Below are 16,214 nucleotides of genomic sequence, written 5' to 3' on the forward strand. Positions count from 1 at the left end.
GCGCCCGCCGCCAAGCCGAGCTCCGGAGGGTCCGGCGGTGGTGCGAAGAAGATCGTGATCACCATCTCCCAGCAGCGCCTGCGCGCCTACGAGGGCAACCGCGTCGTGCTCGACACGGTCGTCTCCACCGGCAAGCCCGGACACGCCACCCCGCGTGGCAACTTCTCGATCCTGTCGAAGACGGAGAGGCACTGGTCGACGCAGTACCACGTGTGGATGCCGTACGCGATGCGCGTCTACAAGGGCATCTTCATCCACGAGATCCCGATCTCTCCGGACGGCCGGCGCCTGGGCGCGAACCAGCTCGGACAGCCCGTCTCGGCGGGGTGCGTCCGGGTCGGCATCGGACCCGCGGCCAGCCTGTACCGCTGGGCTCCCGTGGGGACACCGGTCATCATCCAGTAGCCCCGGACGCCGGCCCCCGGGCGGGGCGTCACACAGGTAGGGGCGATAGCTCGGCCCAGCGGCGAGGTATCGCCCCCACCTGCGTGTCCGGGGGTCCCTGCGCCCTGAGCCGTGGACGATGACTCGGTCCATGATCGAGGTATCGCCCGCGCCTCCCACGCTGCCGGAGGGGTCGACGCCGGCGGTGGTCCATCGGGGGTCCGCCTGAGCGCCCCCGGGTGGAGCGGGCACGGACGTCACGGGCGCAGCGGCGTCCCGTCCCACGCGTGGGAGCACGGGCAGGAGCGGTCCGTCGGCACGCGCTCGACGAGGCGGAGCAGGGCCTGGCGCAGCGTGTCCAGGTTGGCCGCGAACATCCGGAAGACCTCGTCCATCGTGATCGGCTCGACCCCGTCCCCGTCGCGCAGGTAGGCGTCGTGGTCGGTTATCAGCGAGACGTTCACGTAGCACATCTCGAGCTCCCGGGCGAGGTACGCCTCCGGGTACTGGGTCATGTTGATGACCTCCCAGCCCGCCGACCCGAACCAGGCCGACTCCGCCTTCGTTGAGAAGCGGGGGCCCTGGATCACGACGACCGTTCCCCGCTCGTGCACCGGGAGCCCGGCCTCGCGCACCGCCTCGCAGGCGAGCGGCCGCAGCTCGGGGCAGTAGGGCTCGGCGAACGAGATGTGGACCGGGTCCGGGCCGTCGTAGAAGGTCTGCTCCCGGGAGTACGTCCGGTCGACCAGCTGGTCGCAGACGACGACGTGTCCGGGCTCGACGTGGCGTTGCAGGCTGCCGGCGGCGCACGGTCCGAGCACCCGGGTGACCCCCAGCTCGCGCATCGCCCAGAGGTTGGCCCGGTAGTTGACCCGATGGGCGGGGATCTCGTGCTTCGGCCCGTGGCGGGGGATGAACGCGACCGGACGTCCGGCCACCTCGCCGAGGGAGACCGGTCCGGACGGGGCGCCGTAGGGGGTCTGCACCTCCTCGGTCCGGAGGCCCTCGGCCAGCGAGTAGAAGCCGGACCCGCCGAAGATCCCGATCTCGGCGGTCACTTGTCCTTCGGCTTGCTCGATGTGTCCGAGCTCTTCGTGTCCGAGGACTTCGAGTCGGAGGACGTCGAGTCGGAGGACTTCGAGTCGGACGACTTCGAGTCCGAGGACCTGCTCTTCGAGCTACCCGAAGAGCCGTAGTCGGTCTTGTAGAACCCCGACCCCTTCAGGACGATCCCCACGGGGTGGTAGACGCGCTTCAGGGCGCCGCGGCAGGTCTTGCAGCGCTTCAGCGGCGGGTCGGACATCGACTGCACGACCTCGATCTCCTCGCCGCACTTCTGGCAACGGTAGGCGTACGTAGGCATGCCACCGAGTATGCACGTAGAGCGTCGTTGCCGCCCTCTACGCTGCGGCCATGGACCGCGTCCTGACGATGATGAAGGCGCCCACCGGGGGGTACGTGGGCGACGGGCACGTCCACCCCGCCGTCCTCGACGCGGCCCGGCAGGAGCTCGCGGAGGCGAGGACGGCCGGACAGGTGACCGACGGGTACGTGGTGAGGTGCGGCGACGACATCGCCCTCGTCGTCCTGCACGCGGGCGACGCCGCGGCCGTGGCCGCCCTCGGCTCCCGGACCTTCTCCCGGTGCTGGACCGTGGCCCGCGAGCTGGGACAACACGGCTGCCGGAACGGCGGACCCGTGCACGAGACGGTCTCCGTCACGCTCGACGGGGAGCCGGAGACGGTCCTCTGCTTCATGGCCGACAAGGCTCCCGCGGGAGCCTGGAACCTCTTCCTGTACCGGGTGTTCGCCGACCCCTTCAACACCCCGTCGCTGCTGAGCGACCCCCGGATGATCGACGGGTTCGGGTTCGCGGTGCGGGCACCCGACGGCACCGAGATGGCGTTCGGGCTGCCGGGCGACCTGCACGCGTTCCTGGGAGCGGCGTCTGGTAGCGCGATCGTCCGCCAGGTCGACTCGCGGTTCTCCAGTCGCACGGCGGCGGTGGCGTCGGAGGGGCCCGACCCGATGCTGGTGGTGCGCTGCCACGACGGGTTCCCGTCGGTGGGGGAGACGCTCGAGCCGTTCGCCTTCCCCTACGCGGTCGCCGGCCCGGCGGGCCCCCTCGTGCCGGTGTCCACGAACGAGGACGCCACCACCCGGGTGTTCGGACGGGCCATCGGGCTCGGGTTCCAGGTGACCGACGAGCGCCTCGTGGGCCCGCGGGACCTGTTGGGAGACAGGGCTTTCGACGGGTCGCGGCTGCGTGCCGTGGCGGCCGCCGACGACCTTCGGCGCCACGGACCTTTCTCGCCGGCGGCCGCCACCCTGCGTCCGTTCCACTCGCACGTCTGACCTCCGCTGGCCCCCCGGGCCGCGTCCTGGCATCCTTGTCCGGCGATGTCGGTGCGCAAGGCGGTCATACCTGCGGCAGGGCTCGGCACCCGCTTCCTCCCGGCGACGAAGGCTCAGCCCAAGGAGATGCTCCCGCTCGTCGACAAGCCCGCGATCCAGTACGTGATCGAGGAGGCGGTCCGGGCCGGTTGCGACGACATCCTCATCATCACCGGGCGTGGGAAGCGCAGCCTGGAGGACCATTTCGACCGGTCCTTGGAGCTCGAGTCGGTCCTGGAGGAGAAGGGCGACCGGACGTCCCTCGACGAGATGCGCGCCATCTCGGAGATGGCCGATATCCACTACGTCCGCCAGAAGCGGCCCCTCGGCCTCGGACACGCGGTCCTGGCCGCCGAGAAGCACGTGGGCAAGGAGCCTTTCGCGGTCCTGCTCGGTGACGTCGTGGTGTCCGAGCGCGACCCGCTGCTCTCGGATCTGATGTCCGTGTACGAGCGGTACGGACGCAGCGTCCTGGCCGTGCAGGAGGTCCCACGCGAGGACATCCACCTCTACGGGGCCGTCCTGCCGGAGCCGGTCGAGGAGGGGGTGGTCCGGATCCGCGACTTCGTGGAGAAGCCCCCCGTCGACAAGGCTCCCTCCAACCTCGCCTCCCTCGGGCGCTACCTGCTCACCCCGGAGGTCTTCGAGGACCTGCGCCGCACCGAGCCCGGGCGCGGGGGGGAGATCCAGCTCACCGACGCGATCCGGTCACTCGCCCAGCGTCAGGCCGTCTACGCCCACGTCTTCGAGGGGAAGCTCTACGACGTCGGCCGCAAGATCGACTACCTGCGGGCGACCGTCGAGCTCGCGTTCGAGCGCGAGGATCTGGGCAAGGAGTTCCGAGACTTCCTCACCGAGTTCGCCGTCCGGAACAAGCTGATCTAAGTGATCTCCGTCAACGAGGCCCGCGAACGGATCCTCCAGCGGATCGAGGTGCTCGACCCGCTCGAGCTCGCCGTGACCGAGGCCCACGGATGCGTCCTGGCCGAGACGGTCACCGCGCCGGAGGACCTCCCGGCCTTCCCGTCGTCCGCGATGGACGGGTTCGCCCTGCGGTCGGGGGACACGTCCGCCGCCGCGCAGAACCCGGTCAGTCTCACCGTCACCGGGGAGGCCGCCGCCGGACGCCCGTTCGCGGGCAGGGTGGCCTCGGGGGAGGCCGTGCGGATCATGACCGGGGCGGCGATCCCGGAGGGAGCCGACGCGGTCGTCGCCCAGGAGGAGGTGGCGGTCGTCGGGTCGTCGCTCGCGGTGGGACGGGTGGTCAAAGCGGGCGACAACGTGCGTCCGGCCGGTGAGGACGTGGCCCGCGGCGAGGAGGTCCTGCAGCCCGGACAGCGGCTGCGCGGCATGGACATCGGCGCCCTGGCCGCGCTCGGACGCAGCCGGGTTCTGGTCCGGCCGCGCCCTCGGACCGTCGTCCTCTCGACCGGAGACGAGCTGCGGGAGCCGGGCAGCGACCTCGGACCCGGCCAGATCCGCGACTCGAACTCCTTCACGATCGCCGGCATGGCCCGGGAGGCCGGGTCGGCTCCCGTGCGGGCCGGAATCATCCCCGACGACCCCGACGTGCTGAGGGAGACGTTCCAGTCCTACCTGCCCCAGGCCGACGTCTTCATCTCGTCGGGGGGAGTCTCGGTCGGGGACCACGACCACGTGCGCGACGTCCTGTCCCAGCTGGGCAAGGTCGAGTTCTGGAAGGTGTCCGTCAAGCCGGGCAAACCGCTCGCGTTCGGGTTCATCGAGGGCCGCCCCTTCTTCGGCCTTCCCGGCAACCCGGTCGCCGTAGCCGTGACGTTCGAGCTGTTCGTGCGGCCCGCCCTGCTGAAGATGGCCGGGCGGCGCACGCTCATGCGCCCCCAGATCGACGCCGCCTTCCAGGACGACTTCCGTCAGCGGCCGGGCCGGGAGACGTACCTGAGGGTGCGGGCGTGGCGGGACGCCGAGGGGTGGAAGGCCCGACTGACCGGGCGCCAGGGCTCCAACATCGTCTCGTCGGTGGCCAAGGCGAACGCGCTCGCGGTCATGCCTGGGCACCTCAGTCACCTGCGGCCGGGCGACCAGGTGCGCCTCATGCTCCTCGAGCCGCTCGAGGGCTGGTGACATCGAGCGCCCACCTCGACCCGTCCGGACGGCTGAGGATGGTCGACGTGGGAGCGAAGGCGGAGACCCGACGGACGGCCACGGCCGTCTGCCACGTCCACATGTCGGACGAGGCCCGACGCGCGGTGGCCGAGGGGACCGCGTCGAAGGGCGATGTGCTCGCGGTCGCGCAGGTCGCGGGGGTCCAGGCGGCGAAGCGCACCCCTGAGCTGATCCCCGGCTGCCACCCGTTGCGGATCTCGGGCGTGGACATCACGTTCGCCGCCACCGACGAGGGCTACACGGTCACCGCCCGGGTGAAGGGCACCGACCGCACCGGGTTCGAGATGGAGGCCCTCACGGCCGCGTCCGTGGCCGCGCTCACCGTCTACGACATGTGCAAGGCGATAGACCCGGACATGACGATCGACGGTCTGCGTGTCACGGACAAGACCGGCGGGACATCGGTCCGCGCCGTCCGGCTGGACGGCACCCGGGCCGCCGTCCTGACCGTCTCGGACAGGTCGGCCGCCGGGGAGCGCGCGGATGGGTCCGGACCCGCTGCCCGCGCATGGCTCGAGGCACGCGGCGCATCGGTGATCGAGACGAGGGTGGTCCGGGACGACCGCGGGGAGATCGCGGCCGCCTTGCGCGATCTGGCGGCGGCGGCCCAGCTCGTCGTGACATCGGGCGGCACGGGGGTGTCTCCCACCGACGTCACGCCCGAGGCCACGCTGGACGTGGCCGACCGGGTGGTGCCCGGACTGGCCGAGCAGATCCGAGCGGAATCGCTCCGGGTGACCCCCAACGCCCTGATATCGAGAGGCGCCGCCGTCGTGGTCGGGGACGCTCTGGTGGTCAACCTCCCCGGCAGCCCGAAGGCGGTGGGGGAGGCGCTCGACGCTATCGCCGCCGTCCTCCCGCACGCCCTGACCCTGCTCCGGGGGGAGCAGCCTCACGCATGAACCACATCGATGTGATCACATCATTGAAAGTATCGGCACCGGCTGCTAGGTTCCCCATCAGCACAAGCGGCCCGTCTTCGGTTGGCGCGGGAGCACAGTGTGGGGATACTTGTACTGGTACTCCTTCTCACAGCATGGGGTCTGGTACTAGGCCCGTCGCTCCTGAGGAACGCTCAGCAGACGTCCCCGATCCGGACAGAGATGATGTTCAACCGCGCGCTGAAGGCGATGAGCCAGCCGCGGCGCCCGCGGAACGCGGCGGGGGGCCGCTGGGTCATGGTGCCGCGGACCGCTGACTACCCCGTCTCCTACCCGGGGCCCGGCGGACGGCCTCCCTCGGGGGGGCCGCGCGGTCCTCGTCAGAGCGCCGCGGAGAGGCGTCGCCGGAACATGACCGCGCTCTCCGTCTTCGTGATCGCCACCTTCTTCCTCGGCCTGCTACCCCCGCTTCGGTTCCTGCTGTGGCCGTGCCTGCTCGCGTCGGTCCTGCTGATCGCGTACGTGGCGGCGGCGATCGCGTTCGCTGCGCGCGCGGCCGCGCCCGGCGCGCACCTGGAGCCGACGAGCGTCCGCCCGCCCGAGGCGGCGGGCGGGGGGTTGTAACACCGACAAGGAACCAGGGCGGTCCCGAGCCGACGCCCGTCGGCCGGGACCCCGTCCAGGGCGCGGGTCAGGCCGAGACCCGCGCCCACCTTTTCTCTATACGGGGCTCTCGCCGAGCGTCAAACCGCCTCGTCGGCGACGAGGCGCGCGACCTGCTCGCGGTGGTAGGTCGGGTCGCCCAGGAGCATCTCGTTGGCCTTGGCCCGCTTGAAGTACAGGTGCATGTCGTGCTCCCACGTGAAGCCGATCCCGCCGTGCACCTGGATCCCGGCCGAAGCCACCCGGGTGTACGCGTCCCCGCAGTAGGCCTTGGCGACCGAGGCGGCCAGCGGGAGCTCTTCGTCGCTCGATGACGCGGCCCAGGCCGCGTAGTACATCGCAGAGCGGGCCATCTCGACGTCCACGAGCATCTCGGCGCACTTGTGCTTCACGGCCTGGAACGAGCCGATCGGACGTCCGAACTGCACGCGCACCTTCGCGTACTCCACGGACATGTCCAGCACCTTGTGCGAGCCTCCCACCGACTCCGCGCAGAGCAGCGCGGTGGACCGCTGCAGCGCCCGCTCGAGGACCGGCCAGCCCGCGTCCGCCTCCCCCAGCACCGAGTCCGCACCGATCTTCACGCCGTCGAACGTCACCTCGCACCAGCGGCGGGTGGTGTCCATCGTCTTCAGCTGGTCGACGGACACACCCGACGTCTCGCGGTCGACGAGGAAGAGCGTCACCCCCTGGGTCGGGTCGCCGTCGCCCGTCTTCGTGCGGGCGGCCACGACGATGTGGTCGGCCAGGTGGGCATCGGGGACGAACGACTTCTTGCCGTCCAGCACCCACGCATCCCCTTCCCGCCGCGCCTGCATGGTGATGCCCCCGGCGTCGACGCGTCCGGACGCCTCCGTGTAGGCGACGGTCGCCCGGCGCTCGCCGGACGCGATCGCCGGCAGGACGGCCTTGCGCTGGGCGTCCGTGCCCGCTTCCTGGACCGCGACCGCCCCGAGGCAGACGCTGGCGAAGAACGGACCCGGCACCAGCGCCCGGCCCATCTCCTCGAGCAGGACGGCCAGGTCGACGTAGGACATCCCCTGGCCCCCGTGCTCCTCGGGGATGGCGATGCCCATCCACCCGAGATCGGCCATGTGCTTGTAGAAGCCGGCGTCGAACCCGTCGTCGGACTCCATGACCTTGCGGACGAACGCGGGCGGACACTCCTTGTCCAGGAAGTCCCGCGCGTACGTCTGAAGTGATTCCTGGTCCGGGTTCAGCCCGAAGTCCATCTGTCCTCCCCTTTGGTCAGCTGCGGCCGGGGTCCTTGGGGAGCCCGAGGACCCTCTCCCCCAGGATGTTCCGCAGGATCTCGCTCGTGCCGGCCTCGATCGTGTTGCCCTTGCTGCGCAGCATGCTGTACTCCCACAACCCCCCGTCGGGGGCGCGCTCGTCCCCCCGGCGCAGCTGATGCGCCAGACCCAGGACGTGCGTCGCCGTCTCGTTGAGGCGCTGGTTCAGCTGCGACCAGGCGAGCTTCACGACCGACCCCTGGGGGCCGGGGGCGCCCCGGCGCTGGACGTCCGTCAGCGTCCGGTAGATCGTGAAGCGCAGGGCCATGGCGTCCACGTGGTGGCGGGCCAGCTCGTCGCGCGTCAACCGGTCGGACGCGTGGCCGGTCCTACGGGCCAGCTCTACCAGCTGGTTCAGGGCGTTCTCCAGCTGGATCTGCAGCCCCGTCCCGAGGTTGGCCCGCTCGTGCATCAGCGTCGAGATCACCACGTTCCACCCACCGCCGACCTCGCCGAGCACGTTCTCCTTCGGCACCCGTACGTCGGAGAAGAAGACCTCGTTGAACTCCGCGTCGCCGGTGATCTGCACGAGCGGCTTCACCTCGACGCCGGGGGAGTGCATGTCCACGAGCAGCCCGGTCATCCCCGCGTGGCGGGAGCCCGGGTCGGGGTCGGTCCGGGCGATCAGCAGGCACCAGTCCGAGAGGTGGGCGTACGACGTCCAGACCTTCTGTCCGTTCACGACGAACGCGTCGCCGACGTCGACCGCGCGGGTCTTGAGGGCGGCGACGTCGGACCCGGCGTCCGGCTCTGAGAACCCCTGGCACCAGATCTCGGTGCCGTCCAGGATCTTCGGCAGGTACCGCGCCTTCTGCTCCTCCGTCCCGAGCTGGGCGATCGTGGGGCCGGCGATGTGGGTGCCGATCACGGTCGGGAAGCCGGGCAGCTTCGCCCGGGCGAGCTCCTGGTTGTAGATGGCGACCTGCATGGGGGTGGCGTCCCGGCCCCCGTAGGCGGACGGCCAGTGGATGCCGATCCAGCGGTCCGCCGCCATCTTCGCCTGCAGGTCGCGCAGGAAGTCGAGCCGGTCGGAGTGGGAGGTCCAGTCGCTGCGGTCCATGCCCTGCCAGCCGTCCGGCAGGTTCTGCTGGAGCCAGGTGCGCAGCTCGGCGCGGAACGAGGCCTCTTCGGGGGTGTCGCGGAAGTCCATCGGTCCGGCGATGCTACAGCAGGACTGTCTCATAGGGCGACTGGGAGCGAGGGGCGGGACGGCGCGCGGCTGTCCTGCGCGCGGCTGTCGCGCGCGCCCGCTCTCGCGCGCGCCGCTGTCGCGCGCGCCCGCTCTCGCGCGCGCCGCATCCCCTGGCGCCCACCGCCGGCGCACCCCGGGCTGGGTGCCAACCCATCCCCGTCCGCCGGCGGAGCACGCCGCATGCGGCGTCACCCGCCGGCGCACAGCGTCGCAGGGGGCTCCCGTCCGACCTGCGCCGGCGGCGGGCGACAACCGAGGGACCGCGGGGCTCCCGGTCAGGCCGCGCCCGCGGGCGGCGCGGCGCCCCCGTTAGGATGTCCGGGCCATGCCGGAGCTGAACGAGATCCAGGAGCAGATCCGGGACCGCTTCGACCGCAAGAGCGCGGGACGGGAGCTCGCCCTCCAGGGCGCCCGCCGCACCATCCGCTCGTGCGCGAACGCGATCCGGGCCATCCACCGCCACGAGTGGGACACCGCTCTCGAGCGGATCGCGGAGGCGGAGGCGAGCCTGCGGGAGGCCGAGGACGCGCTGCGTCCGTTCCCCGAGATCTTCTTCGCCGGGTTCCTGCAGGACGCCCAGATCGAGTACGTGGAGGCGCGGTGCACCTACGCGATCCTGCGGGAGGAGCCGTTCCCCTCCCACACCGACCTGCAGATCATGGAGGCTCCCTACCTCAACGGACTGGGAGACACGGTGGGGGAGTTGCGCCGCCACATCCTGGACCTGATGCGCCACGGAGAGCTCGAGCGGTGCGAGCAGCTCCTGCAGGCGATGGACGACCTGTACGTCGTGATGACCTCGATGGACTACCCGGACGCCATCACCGGGGGGCTGCGCCGCCGGGCGGACGTGGCCCGGTCCCTGCTCGAGCGCACCCGGGGCGAGTTCTCCATCGCCCTGATCCAGCAGCGGCTCGAGGCGAGGCTGGCCGCACACGCGGACCGGCTGCGCGAGTCCGGTGCATGACCCGGACGGACTCCCGGAGCGTTCACCTACCGTGACCAAGATCGCGACCGCCGCCTGCGTGCTGCTCGTGCTCGTGTCCGGGTGCGGGCGCGACCGGACATCGGACGCCCCCCGGAGCCCCTCCCCACGGACGGCACCAACCGGGGACGACGAGGCCACGAACGCCTCCGGACAGCCGGACGGCACCCGTCCGGGCTCCCCGCGGCCGGGGTCCGCCGCGCGTCGGACGCCCACCCCGGAGGCGCCGGGTACGCCGGTCCCGTACGCGAGGGTGAAGGAGAACGAGGCGGTCACCTGGGAGCAGGCCCTGGCCTGGTGGCCGTACCGTCCGCTGCTGCGCTACAACGGCCCTCCCAAGCCCGGGCTCGACGGGAGCGAGGCCGTCTTCGCCACCAGTCAGAAGGGAGGCCGCAAGGGCGATCCGCGCAAGGAGTTCAGCGTGCTGACCGTCTTCTGGCAGGTCCCCGGGACCGACTCGAGCAACTCGACCTACCTGGCGATGGTCGAGGCGGGGGGGATGGCTGTCTCGGCGCGCTTCTACCCGCCGTCGATCCCCTTCGAGAAGACGGCGCAGGGAGGGAAGGCGGTCGTCGTGCGGGGGACGAACGCCTGGATGACCGAGCTGCGGACCGACCGTGCCGAGGCCGAGAAGGAGTCGTGGCGCGAGTACGGCTCCCAGGACATCCGCTACATCCAGTGGCAGGAGTACCTACCGCGCGACAGCGGGACGATCGACTGGTTGGTCATGACCCACGCGACCGGCTGGACCGAGCGGGAGTCGGTCGACGCGGTCAACGCGATGGTGGAGGTCCGCTAGAAGAGCCCGGCTCCCGTCGCGCCCTGCACCATCGGCGCGTCGATCGTGTAGTCGGGGTCCGGTTCGGGCTCGGCTAGGCTGCGGCGTTCCAGCGCATCTGCATTCCAGGCGGCCACACGGCGAGCCCGGTCCGGCTCGGCGGCCGCGTCGCGGTCCATGAACTCCGGGAGCACCTCGCGTGCGAGCAGGTCGTACGACTCGCAGATGTCCTCGTGCCGGTTGTGTCCGCACTGGCTGAAGAAGATGACCTGGTCGACCCCGGCCTCCTCGTAGGCACGCAGGACCTCCCGGATCTGGTCCGGCGTCCCGATGCAGCCGCGGATGGCATCGGGGGCCTGTCCCATCATCTGCTCGCGGAACGAGACGAACGCGTCCCCGGTCTCGAGGTAGCGCTTCCAGATCTCGGACCTCCCCGGCGCGTGGGAGCCGAACGCGTAGTACCAGGCGAGCGCGTACGCGAAGAAGTGGGCTCCCTGCTCGCCCTTCGCCTTCGCCTCCTCCTCGGACGGACAGCACATCAGCGGGGTGACGATCGCCACGGACGGGTTGATCGCCTCGCCGATGGGCACGCACTCCTTGGCGATGGTCCGGTAGTAGTCGGACACCCACTGCTCGGCCTCCGAGACGGACACGAACGCGAACGCGAGCGCCCCCATCCCGCTCTGCGCGGCCAGGTGGATGGTCTCCCGCTGGCTGCACGCGAGCCACAGCGGTGGGTGCGGCTTCTGGACCGGCTTCGGCACGCAGTTGCGCGGCGGCATCTTCACGAAGCGTCCGTCGATCCCCGTGAAGGGCTCCTCGACCATGAGACGGACCGCCGCCCGCGTCCCCTCCCGCCACGCCTCCCGCTTATCGGACCGGTCGAGCCCGAACCCGCCGAGCTCGGCCACCGAGGAGGACTCGCCGGTCCCGAACTCGACCCGCCCCCCGGACACGAGGTCCAGCGTCGCCACCCGCTCGGCGACCCGGGCCGGGTGGTTGTACTGCGGCGGGGTCTGGATGATCCCGTGGCCGAGCCTGATGTCGCGGGTGCGCTGCGAGTACGCGCCGAGCAGCACCTCGGGGGCCGACGAGTGCGAGTACTCCTCGAGGAAGTGGTGCTCGACCTGCCATACGTAGCCGTAGCCGAGGCGGTCGGCGAGCTCGACCTGGTCGAGGATCTCGGTGAACAGACGCTGCTCGTCCCCCTGTTGCCAGGGCCGGGGCAGGTTGTGCTCGTAGAAGAGGCCGAACCGCATGTCCGGAAGCCTATCGGGACAGCCGCCGGTCGAGCAGGTACAGCGGGAGCCACAGCATGCCGAGCCCGGTGACCATCAGCCACAGGGCGTGTCCAGCGGCGCGGGCGGGCTCCCCGGTGGACATCAGCGCCCGCATCAGCTCGGTGCCGTGGTACAGGGGCATGAACCAGGCCACGGTGCGCAGCCAGTCCGGGAGCCGGTCCAGCGGGAAGAAGACGCCGGAGAACATGAACATCGGGGTGAGCAGCATCGTCCAGTAGTAGGCGAGGAAGTCGACGCGCCGGATGAAGTACGTGTAGCTGAGCCCCATCACCGAGAACACGAACCCGATCACCGCGATACCCGGGACGGTCAGCAGCCCCCACCACGAACGGTAGAGGCCGAAGGCGGTGGCGATCACCGCGAAGGCTCCTCCGTAGATGGTGGCGCGGGTCGAGGCCCACAGGACCTCCCCCAGAGCGACGTCGGGCACCGATACCGGGGTGGCGGACGCGGCGTCGTAGATCCGCTGCCGCTCCATCTTGAAGTGGGCGTTCCAGGTGGCCTCGAACGTGGCCCCGTACATCGCCGAGACCGCCAACAGTCCCGGCGCGATGAACTCGATGTAGCGGACGCCCCGCACCGACTCGAGGTACTGGCCGAGGCCCAGGCCCATCGCGACCAGGTAGATGACGGGCTCCATGAACCAGGCCATCAGCCCGAGCAGCCAGACGCGGCGGAAGACCACCGCGTTGCGGTTCCAGTACCTCAGCGCGTGGCGCAGCGACACGTCGAGCCGGCGCCGGGGAGCCGCGACCGCGCTCACTCGAGGAGCCCCCTCCCGGTGAGGACGAGGAAGACGTCCTCGAGCGACCCGCCGCGGAGCCAGACGAGTCCGGGGTCGATGTCCAGGGTGCGGATCCTTCCGAGCACCTTCTCCCCGTCCTCCGTGTAGATGAGCCACCTGTCCGGGAGCCTCTCGAGGCTGGCTCTGTCCGCGATCTGCTCGATCTCACCCTTCAGCTCGTCCGGGGGCTCGATCACCTCGACCACCTCGCTGGTCGTATGCGCCTTCACGAGCTCCCGAGGCGCACCCTCGACGAGTACCCGGCCCTCGTGCATGATCACGAGCCGGTCGCACAGCTGCGCCGCCTCCTCCATGTAGTGCGTGGTCAGCAGCAGCGTGACGCCCATCCGCTTGAGGGAGCGCAGCTTCTCCCAGACGAGGTGCCGGGCCTGAGGGTCGAGCCCGGTGGTCGGCTCGTCCAGGATCAGGACCTCCGGCTCGTTCATGAGCGCCCGCGCGATCAGCAGGCGCCGCTTCATCCCCCCGGACAACTCGGAGATCTCGCGCTCCCGCTTCTCGGAGAGAGCCATGTACTCGAGGAGCTCGTCCGCCCGCGAGATCGCGTGGGTCCGAGGCAGGCCGAAGTAGCGCGCGTAGATGAGGAGGTTGTCCAGGACGGTCACGTCCTCGTCCAGGCTCTCCTCCTGGGGGACGACGCCCATCCGGTCCTTGATGGCGCGGGGCTGGGCGCGGACGTCCATCCCCAGCACCTCGAGCGCCCCGGACGTCGGCGGCAGGGAGCAGGCGATCATCCGCATCGTGGTCGTCTTGCCGGCTCCGTTCGGCCCGAGGAAGCCGAAGCAGGACCGGGCCGGGACCTCGAACGAGACCCCGGACACGGCGACGAACTCCCCGTACGTCTTGACGAGGTCGCGCGCGACGACCGCTGGATCTGCTCTCACGGTTCCTCCCGGACGCGGAGCCTAGCAGTCCGGGAAGGCGAGGCCTATCCGGTCCAGAGGGTGAAGGTGCGGCCCATCTCGGTGCCGGCTCGCGCGAGGCTCGCGTCCATGCGCTGGACGACGATGAAACCACCGGCCGCGATATGCGTGAGGACACCGAGCGCCTGGGCGGGGGGCTGGGCGAGGCTCGGGAGCGTCGGGATCTCAGTGACGAGCACGCCGCTGCCGGAGTCGCCCGAGATCGCGGCCCCGTACCCCAGGACCCACGAGTCCAGCTCGAAATCGAGGCCTAGGCTGCGGCGGGACTGCGTCGCCGGGTTGCCCGGCATGATGCGGGTCCCCGCAGCGTGGACGCCGACGTCGGGGGAGCCGATCCCGATGCCCCAGCCGAAGTGCCGGAGCTCACGGACCGTGCTGTCCCGGGCCGTGAAGATGCCGGACGGGGCAGTGAAGGTGCACATCTGGGGAGACGCGTTGGCGCGTCCGTTCTCGTTCAGTCGGATCAGGGCGAAGTCGGTGCCTGCGCCGCAGCCGTTCCCAGCCGCGTCTCCACCCTCGCACCACCGGTAAGCGAGCTCCCCGATCGGACCCACGACGCCGTGCGCGTACACCGGGTCCCCGAAATCGGGAGCCCCGAGGGACTCCAACGTGCAGTGGCCGGCCGTGGAAACGTAGACATCGGTCCCGTCGGTGACGAGGAAGGACATGGAGCAGTACGCGAGCTCGAGCGGCCCCGCATACAGGACCAGCGCACCGCCCGGCCGGACCCCCGGACACGGGTAGGTGACGTCGCCATGATCGGTCCCGGCGCCGAGCGCTCGCGGCGCGAAAGCGATCCGCGCACACGACGCCGGGTCCTTCGGAAGCTCGGACAGGGCGTGAGCGGGGCTCGCGGCGCCGGCGAGGGCCGAGACGAGCAGGAGCGGGAGGACACGAGCTGCGATGCGGGTCACGGGGGCCTCCTGGACGCGGTTCGTTACCTCCGAGGTTCCACGCGGCAGCCGCTGTTCCTTCCTCCCCGGCGACGATATGATGCGTCCTCCGGGGGCGTAGCTCAGTTGGTAGAGCGCTGCGTTCGCAACGCAGAGGTCGACGGTTCGAATCCGTTCGCCTCCACCGGGAAAGCGCAGGTCAAACGGCCTGCGCTTCCGTTTGTCCTCGGGCCACTGTAGGGTCTGCCGACATTCTTGCCGACATTTCGGGAGGTGGCAGGCCAGGTGGCCCGGACGAAGCCCCGCGCCGGGAGGCGCGACAACCGGACCGGCTCCTACCGGTTCCGCAGCGCCAAGCGCCCGTGCGCGATCGAGCTGTGCGTGCGCGATCCGGAGACCGGGGAGCGCCGGTTCCGGACGGTCAAGGGTGTGGCCGACGACGACGCCGCTCGTCGGGAGCTCGCCCGCTTCGTGGCCGAGGTCGTCGACGGCAAGGTCGCTGCGAAGACCGGCCGCCGCACGGTCGAGATCGTGTGCCGTGAGTGGCTGGATCGCCAGCACGAGCGGGCCCGGTCCGGGCAGATCGTCCCGGGGACGGTGGCGAAGAGCCAGGCGATGGTGCGCCACATCATCCGTGAGGTCGGTCGGAAGCGAATCGACCAGCTGAAGGTCACGGACCTCGAGGACCTCTACAACGTGCGCCTCCCGAGCCGGCTGGGGGCCCGGACGATCTCCGACCTGGCGGGAGTGATGTACCAGGTTCTCCAGTACGCGCTCCGGCGCGACTACGTGCGAGTGAACGTGGCCGCGCTGGTGGAGGAGCGCCCACGTGTCGCGGACCGGGACGACGAGCCCCCGCAGGACGCCGACCTCCGCTCATATCTGGAGGCAGCGCAGGAGAAGGACTGGGACCTGTTCGCCTACCTGCTCGCGGCCGCCGCGTCGGGGGCCCGGCGTGAGGAGATGCTCGGCCTGCGACCCAAGGACGTGCTGCTCGACTCCGGGGAGCTGTGGTTCCGGCTGACCGTGTCGAAGCGCGGACACGCGAGGGACTTGGACGGGAACCTGCTCGATGGGCCGCCGATCATCGTGCGTCCGCGAGGGAAGACGCCGGCGGCGCGCCGGCGGGTCCAGGTGCCGGACGGTGTGGTTGCGGTGCTGCGGGAGCACCTGCGGCGACTGGACGAGAAGGCCCGCGAGCTGGGGATGCGGAGGTGGCCGGCGGACGGGTTCATCTTCACGGCGGAGCCACCGGGCGGGAAGGGTCCGTGGCTCATCGAGGGGGCCGAGGCGACCGGGAGGCCCTTGTATCCGGACACGGTGAACAACCGGATGGAGCGGTTGAGCCTGAAGACGGGGATCCACGTGACCCCGCACCAGCTCCGCCACTATGCGGCGACGGTGGTGGCGCCGTTCCTGACGGAGACGGAGATGCAGGGCCGGTTCGGCTGGAAGGACTCCCGGATGGTGCGACGCTACGCGCACTACCGTCAGGCCCGCGACGCGGTGGCGTCAGCGGCGCTCGGGCAAGCGCTCGGACTCACTCGTTCGGACGCAGCCTCTGAGGCGTGACTGCTCACG

17 protein-coding genes and 1 tRNA gene are annotated in these 16,214 nt (G+C 70.8%); 10 read left to right on the plus strand and 8 right to left on the minus strand.

The annotated features are described in order from the left end of the window. The coding region (locus tag VM840_13410; GenBank protein ID HVL82582.1) for a L,D-transpeptidase at positions 1–405 on the plus strand (405 nt) is incomplete at its 5' end. A 236-nt stretch (positions 406–641) separates the two neighbouring features. Here VM840_13410 and VM840_13415 read toward each other — a convergent pair. After that, positions 642–1,442 carry an S-methyl-5'-thioadenosine phosphorylase gene (locus VM840_13415; protein ID HVL82583.1) on the minus strand — a complete coding sequence of 267 codons (801 nt, stop codon included), beginning with the start codon at positions 1,440–1,442 and terminating at the stop codon, positions 642–644. Continuing rightward, positions 1,439–1,747 (minus strand): FmdB family zinc ribbon protein, encoded by a 309-nt coding sequence (locus VM840_13420; protein HVL82584.1) that lies wholly within the window; start codon positions 1,745–1,747, stop codon positions 1,439–1,441. The genes VM840_13415 and VM840_13420 overlap by 4 nt, the downstream gene beginning before the upstream one ends. Positions 1,748–1,797: 50 nt before the next feature. Here VM840_13420 and VM840_13425 point away from each other — a divergent pair, with 50 nt between their 5' ends. From VM840_13425 to VM840_13445, 5 genes are all read left to right on the plus strand, one after another. After that, positions 1,798–2,739 (plus strand): fructose 1,6-bisphosphatase, encoded by a 942-nt coding sequence (locus VM840_13425; protein HVL82585.1) that lies wholly within the window; start codon positions 1,798–1,800, stop codon positions 2,737–2,739. 45 nt (positions 2,740–2,784) lie between these two features. Next, on the plus strand, positions 2,785–3,663 hold the full coding sequence (gene galU, locus VM840_13430) for a UTP--glucose-1-phosphate uridylyltransferase GalU (protein HVL82586.1): 879 nt from the start codon (positions 2,785–2,787) through the stop codon (positions 3,661–3,663). After that, the gene (glp, locus tag VM840_13435; protein ID HVL82587.1) at positions 3,664–4,881 is read left to right on the plus strand and encodes a gephyrin-like molybdotransferase Glp; all 1,218 of its coding nucleotides are present in this window, start codon (positions 3,664–3,666) and stop codon (positions 4,879–4,881) included. After that, entirely contained in the window at positions 4,878–5,825 is a 948-nt protein-coding gene (moaCB, locus tag VM840_13440; protein HVL82588.1) for a bifunctional molybdenum cofactor biosynthesis protein MoaC/MoaB, read from the plus strand. The genes glp and moaCB overlap by 4 nt, the downstream gene beginning before the upstream one ends. Before the next feature lie 390 nt (positions 5,826–6,215). After that, positions 6,216–6,428 (plus strand): hypothetical protein, encoded by a 213-nt coding sequence (locus VM840_13445; GenBank protein ID HVL82589.1) that lies wholly within the window; start codon positions 6,216–6,218, stop codon positions 6,426–6,428. 119 nt (positions 6,429–6,547) lie between these two features. Here the strand turns inward: VM840_13445 and VM840_13450 are convergent, their stop codons facing one another. After that, positions 6,548–7,699 carry an acyl-CoA dehydrogenase family protein gene (locus VM840_13450; GenBank protein ID HVL82590.1) on the minus strand — a complete coding sequence of 384 codons (1,152 nt, stop codon included), beginning with the start codon at positions 7,697–7,699 and terminating at the stop codon, positions 6,548–6,550. Between the two features lie 16 nt (positions 7,700–7,715). Further along, positions 7,716–8,909 (minus strand): acyl-CoA dehydrogenase family protein, encoded by a 1,194-nt coding sequence (locus VM840_13455; protein HVL82591.1) that lies wholly within the window; start codon positions 8,907–8,909, stop codon positions 7,716–7,718. A 367-nt stretch (positions 8,910–9,276) separates the two neighbouring features. Between VM840_13455 and VM840_13460 the strand changes: the two genes are divergently transcribed. Together VM840_13460 and VM840_13465 are read left to right on the plus strand one after the other, a co-directional pair. Further along, positions 9,277–9,918: a haloacid dehalogenase gene (locus VM840_13460; GenBank protein ID HVL82592.1), complete on the plus strand. Its 642-nt coding sequence runs from the start codon at positions 9,277–9,279 to the stop codon at positions 9,916–9,918. Positions 9,919–9,949: 31 nt separating this feature from the next. Beyond that, complete coding sequence (locus tag VM840_13465) at positions 9,950–10,735, plus strand: hypothetical protein (protein ID HVL82593.1); 786 nt, start codon at positions 9,950–9,952, stop codon at positions 10,733–10,735. Here the strand turns inward: VM840_13465 and VM840_13470 are convergent. Genes VM840_13470 through VM840_13485 form a run of 4 tightly spaced genes read right to left on the minus strand, consistent with a single transcriptional unit; the run spans position 10,732 to position 14,654 of the window. Beyond that, positions 10,732–11,973 carry an LLM class flavin-dependent oxidoreductase gene (locus VM840_13470; GenBank protein HVL82594.1) on the minus strand — a complete coding sequence of 414 codons (1,242 nt, stop codon included), beginning with the start codon at positions 11,971–11,973 and terminating at the stop codon, positions 10,732–10,734. The two genes, VM840_13465 and VM840_13470, sit on opposite strands and share 4 nt — an antisense overlap. 10 nt (positions 11,974–11,983) lie before the next feature. Further along, positions 11,984–12,778: an ABC transporter permease gene (locus tag VM840_13475; protein HVL82595.1), complete on the minus strand. Its 795-nt coding sequence runs from the start codon at positions 12,776–12,778 to the stop codon at positions 11,984–11,986. Beyond that, a complete protein-coding gene (locus VM840_13480; protein ID HVL82596.1) occupies positions 12,775–13,701 on the minus strand; it encodes an ABC transporter ATP-binding protein in 927 nt (308 codons plus the stop codon). The genes VM840_13475 and VM840_13480 overlap by 4 nt, the downstream gene beginning before the upstream one ends. 44 nt (positions 13,702–13,745) lie before the next feature. Then, entirely contained in the window at positions 13,746–14,654 is a 909-nt protein-coding gene (locus VM840_13485) for a hypothetical protein (GenBank protein HVL82597.1), read from the minus strand. Positions 14,655–14,744: 90 nt separating this feature from the next. Between VM840_13485 and VM840_13490 the strand changes: the two genes are divergently transcribed. Together VM840_13490 and VM840_13495 are read left to right on the plus strand one after the other, a co-directional pair. Continuing rightward, positions 14,745–14,817: transfer RNA gene (locus tag VM840_13490), tRNA-Ala, on the plus strand. A 101-nt stretch (positions 14,818–14,918) separates the two neighbouring features. Then, positions 14,919–16,205 (plus strand): site-specific integrase, encoded by a 1,287-nt coding sequence (locus tag VM840_13495; protein HVL82598.1) that lies wholly within the window; start codon positions 14,919–14,921, stop codon positions 16,203–16,205. The last annotated feature ends 9 nt before the right edge of the window (positions 16,206–16,214 follow it).

It is taken from the genome of Actinomycetota bacterium (assembly GCA_035540895.1).
GTDB lineage: Bacteria > Actinomycetota > JAICYB01 > JAICYB01 > JAICYB01 > DATLFR01.

Excerpts from the sequence above, each read along its gene's own strand:
- VM840_13420 (HVL82584.1), bottom strand. The coding sequence starts at position 1,747 with ATGCCTACGTACGCCTACCGTTGCCAGAAGTGCGGCGAGGAGATCGAG.
- galU (HVL82586.1), top strand. The coding sequence starts at position 2,785 with ATGTCGGTGCGCAAGGCGGTCATACCTGCGGCAGGGCTCGGCACCCGC.
- VM840_13460 (HVL82592.1), top strand. The coding sequence starts at position 9,277 with ATGCCGGAGCTGAACGAGATCCAGGAGCAGATCCGGGACCGCTTCGAC.
- VM840_13470 (HVL82594.1), bottom strand. The coding sequence starts at position 11,973 with ATGCGGTTCGGCCTCTTCTACGAGCACAACCTGCCCCGGCCCTGGCAA.
- VM840_13445 (HVL82589.1), top strand. The coding sequence starts at position 6,216 with ATGACCGCGCTCTCCGTCTTCGTGATCGCCACCTTCTTCCTCGGCCTG.
- VM840_13450 (HVL82590.1), bottom strand. The coding sequence starts at position 7,699 with ATGGACTTCGGGCTGAACCCGGACCAGGAATCACTTCAGACGTACGCG.
- VM840_13425 (HVL82585.1), top strand. The coding sequence starts at position 1,798 with ATGGACCGCGTCCTGACGATGATGAAGGCGCCCACCGGGGGGTACGTG.
- VM840_13455 (HVL82591.1), bottom strand. The coding sequence starts at position 8,909 with ATGGACTTCCGCGACACCCCCGAAGAGGCCTCGTTCCGCGCCGAGCTG.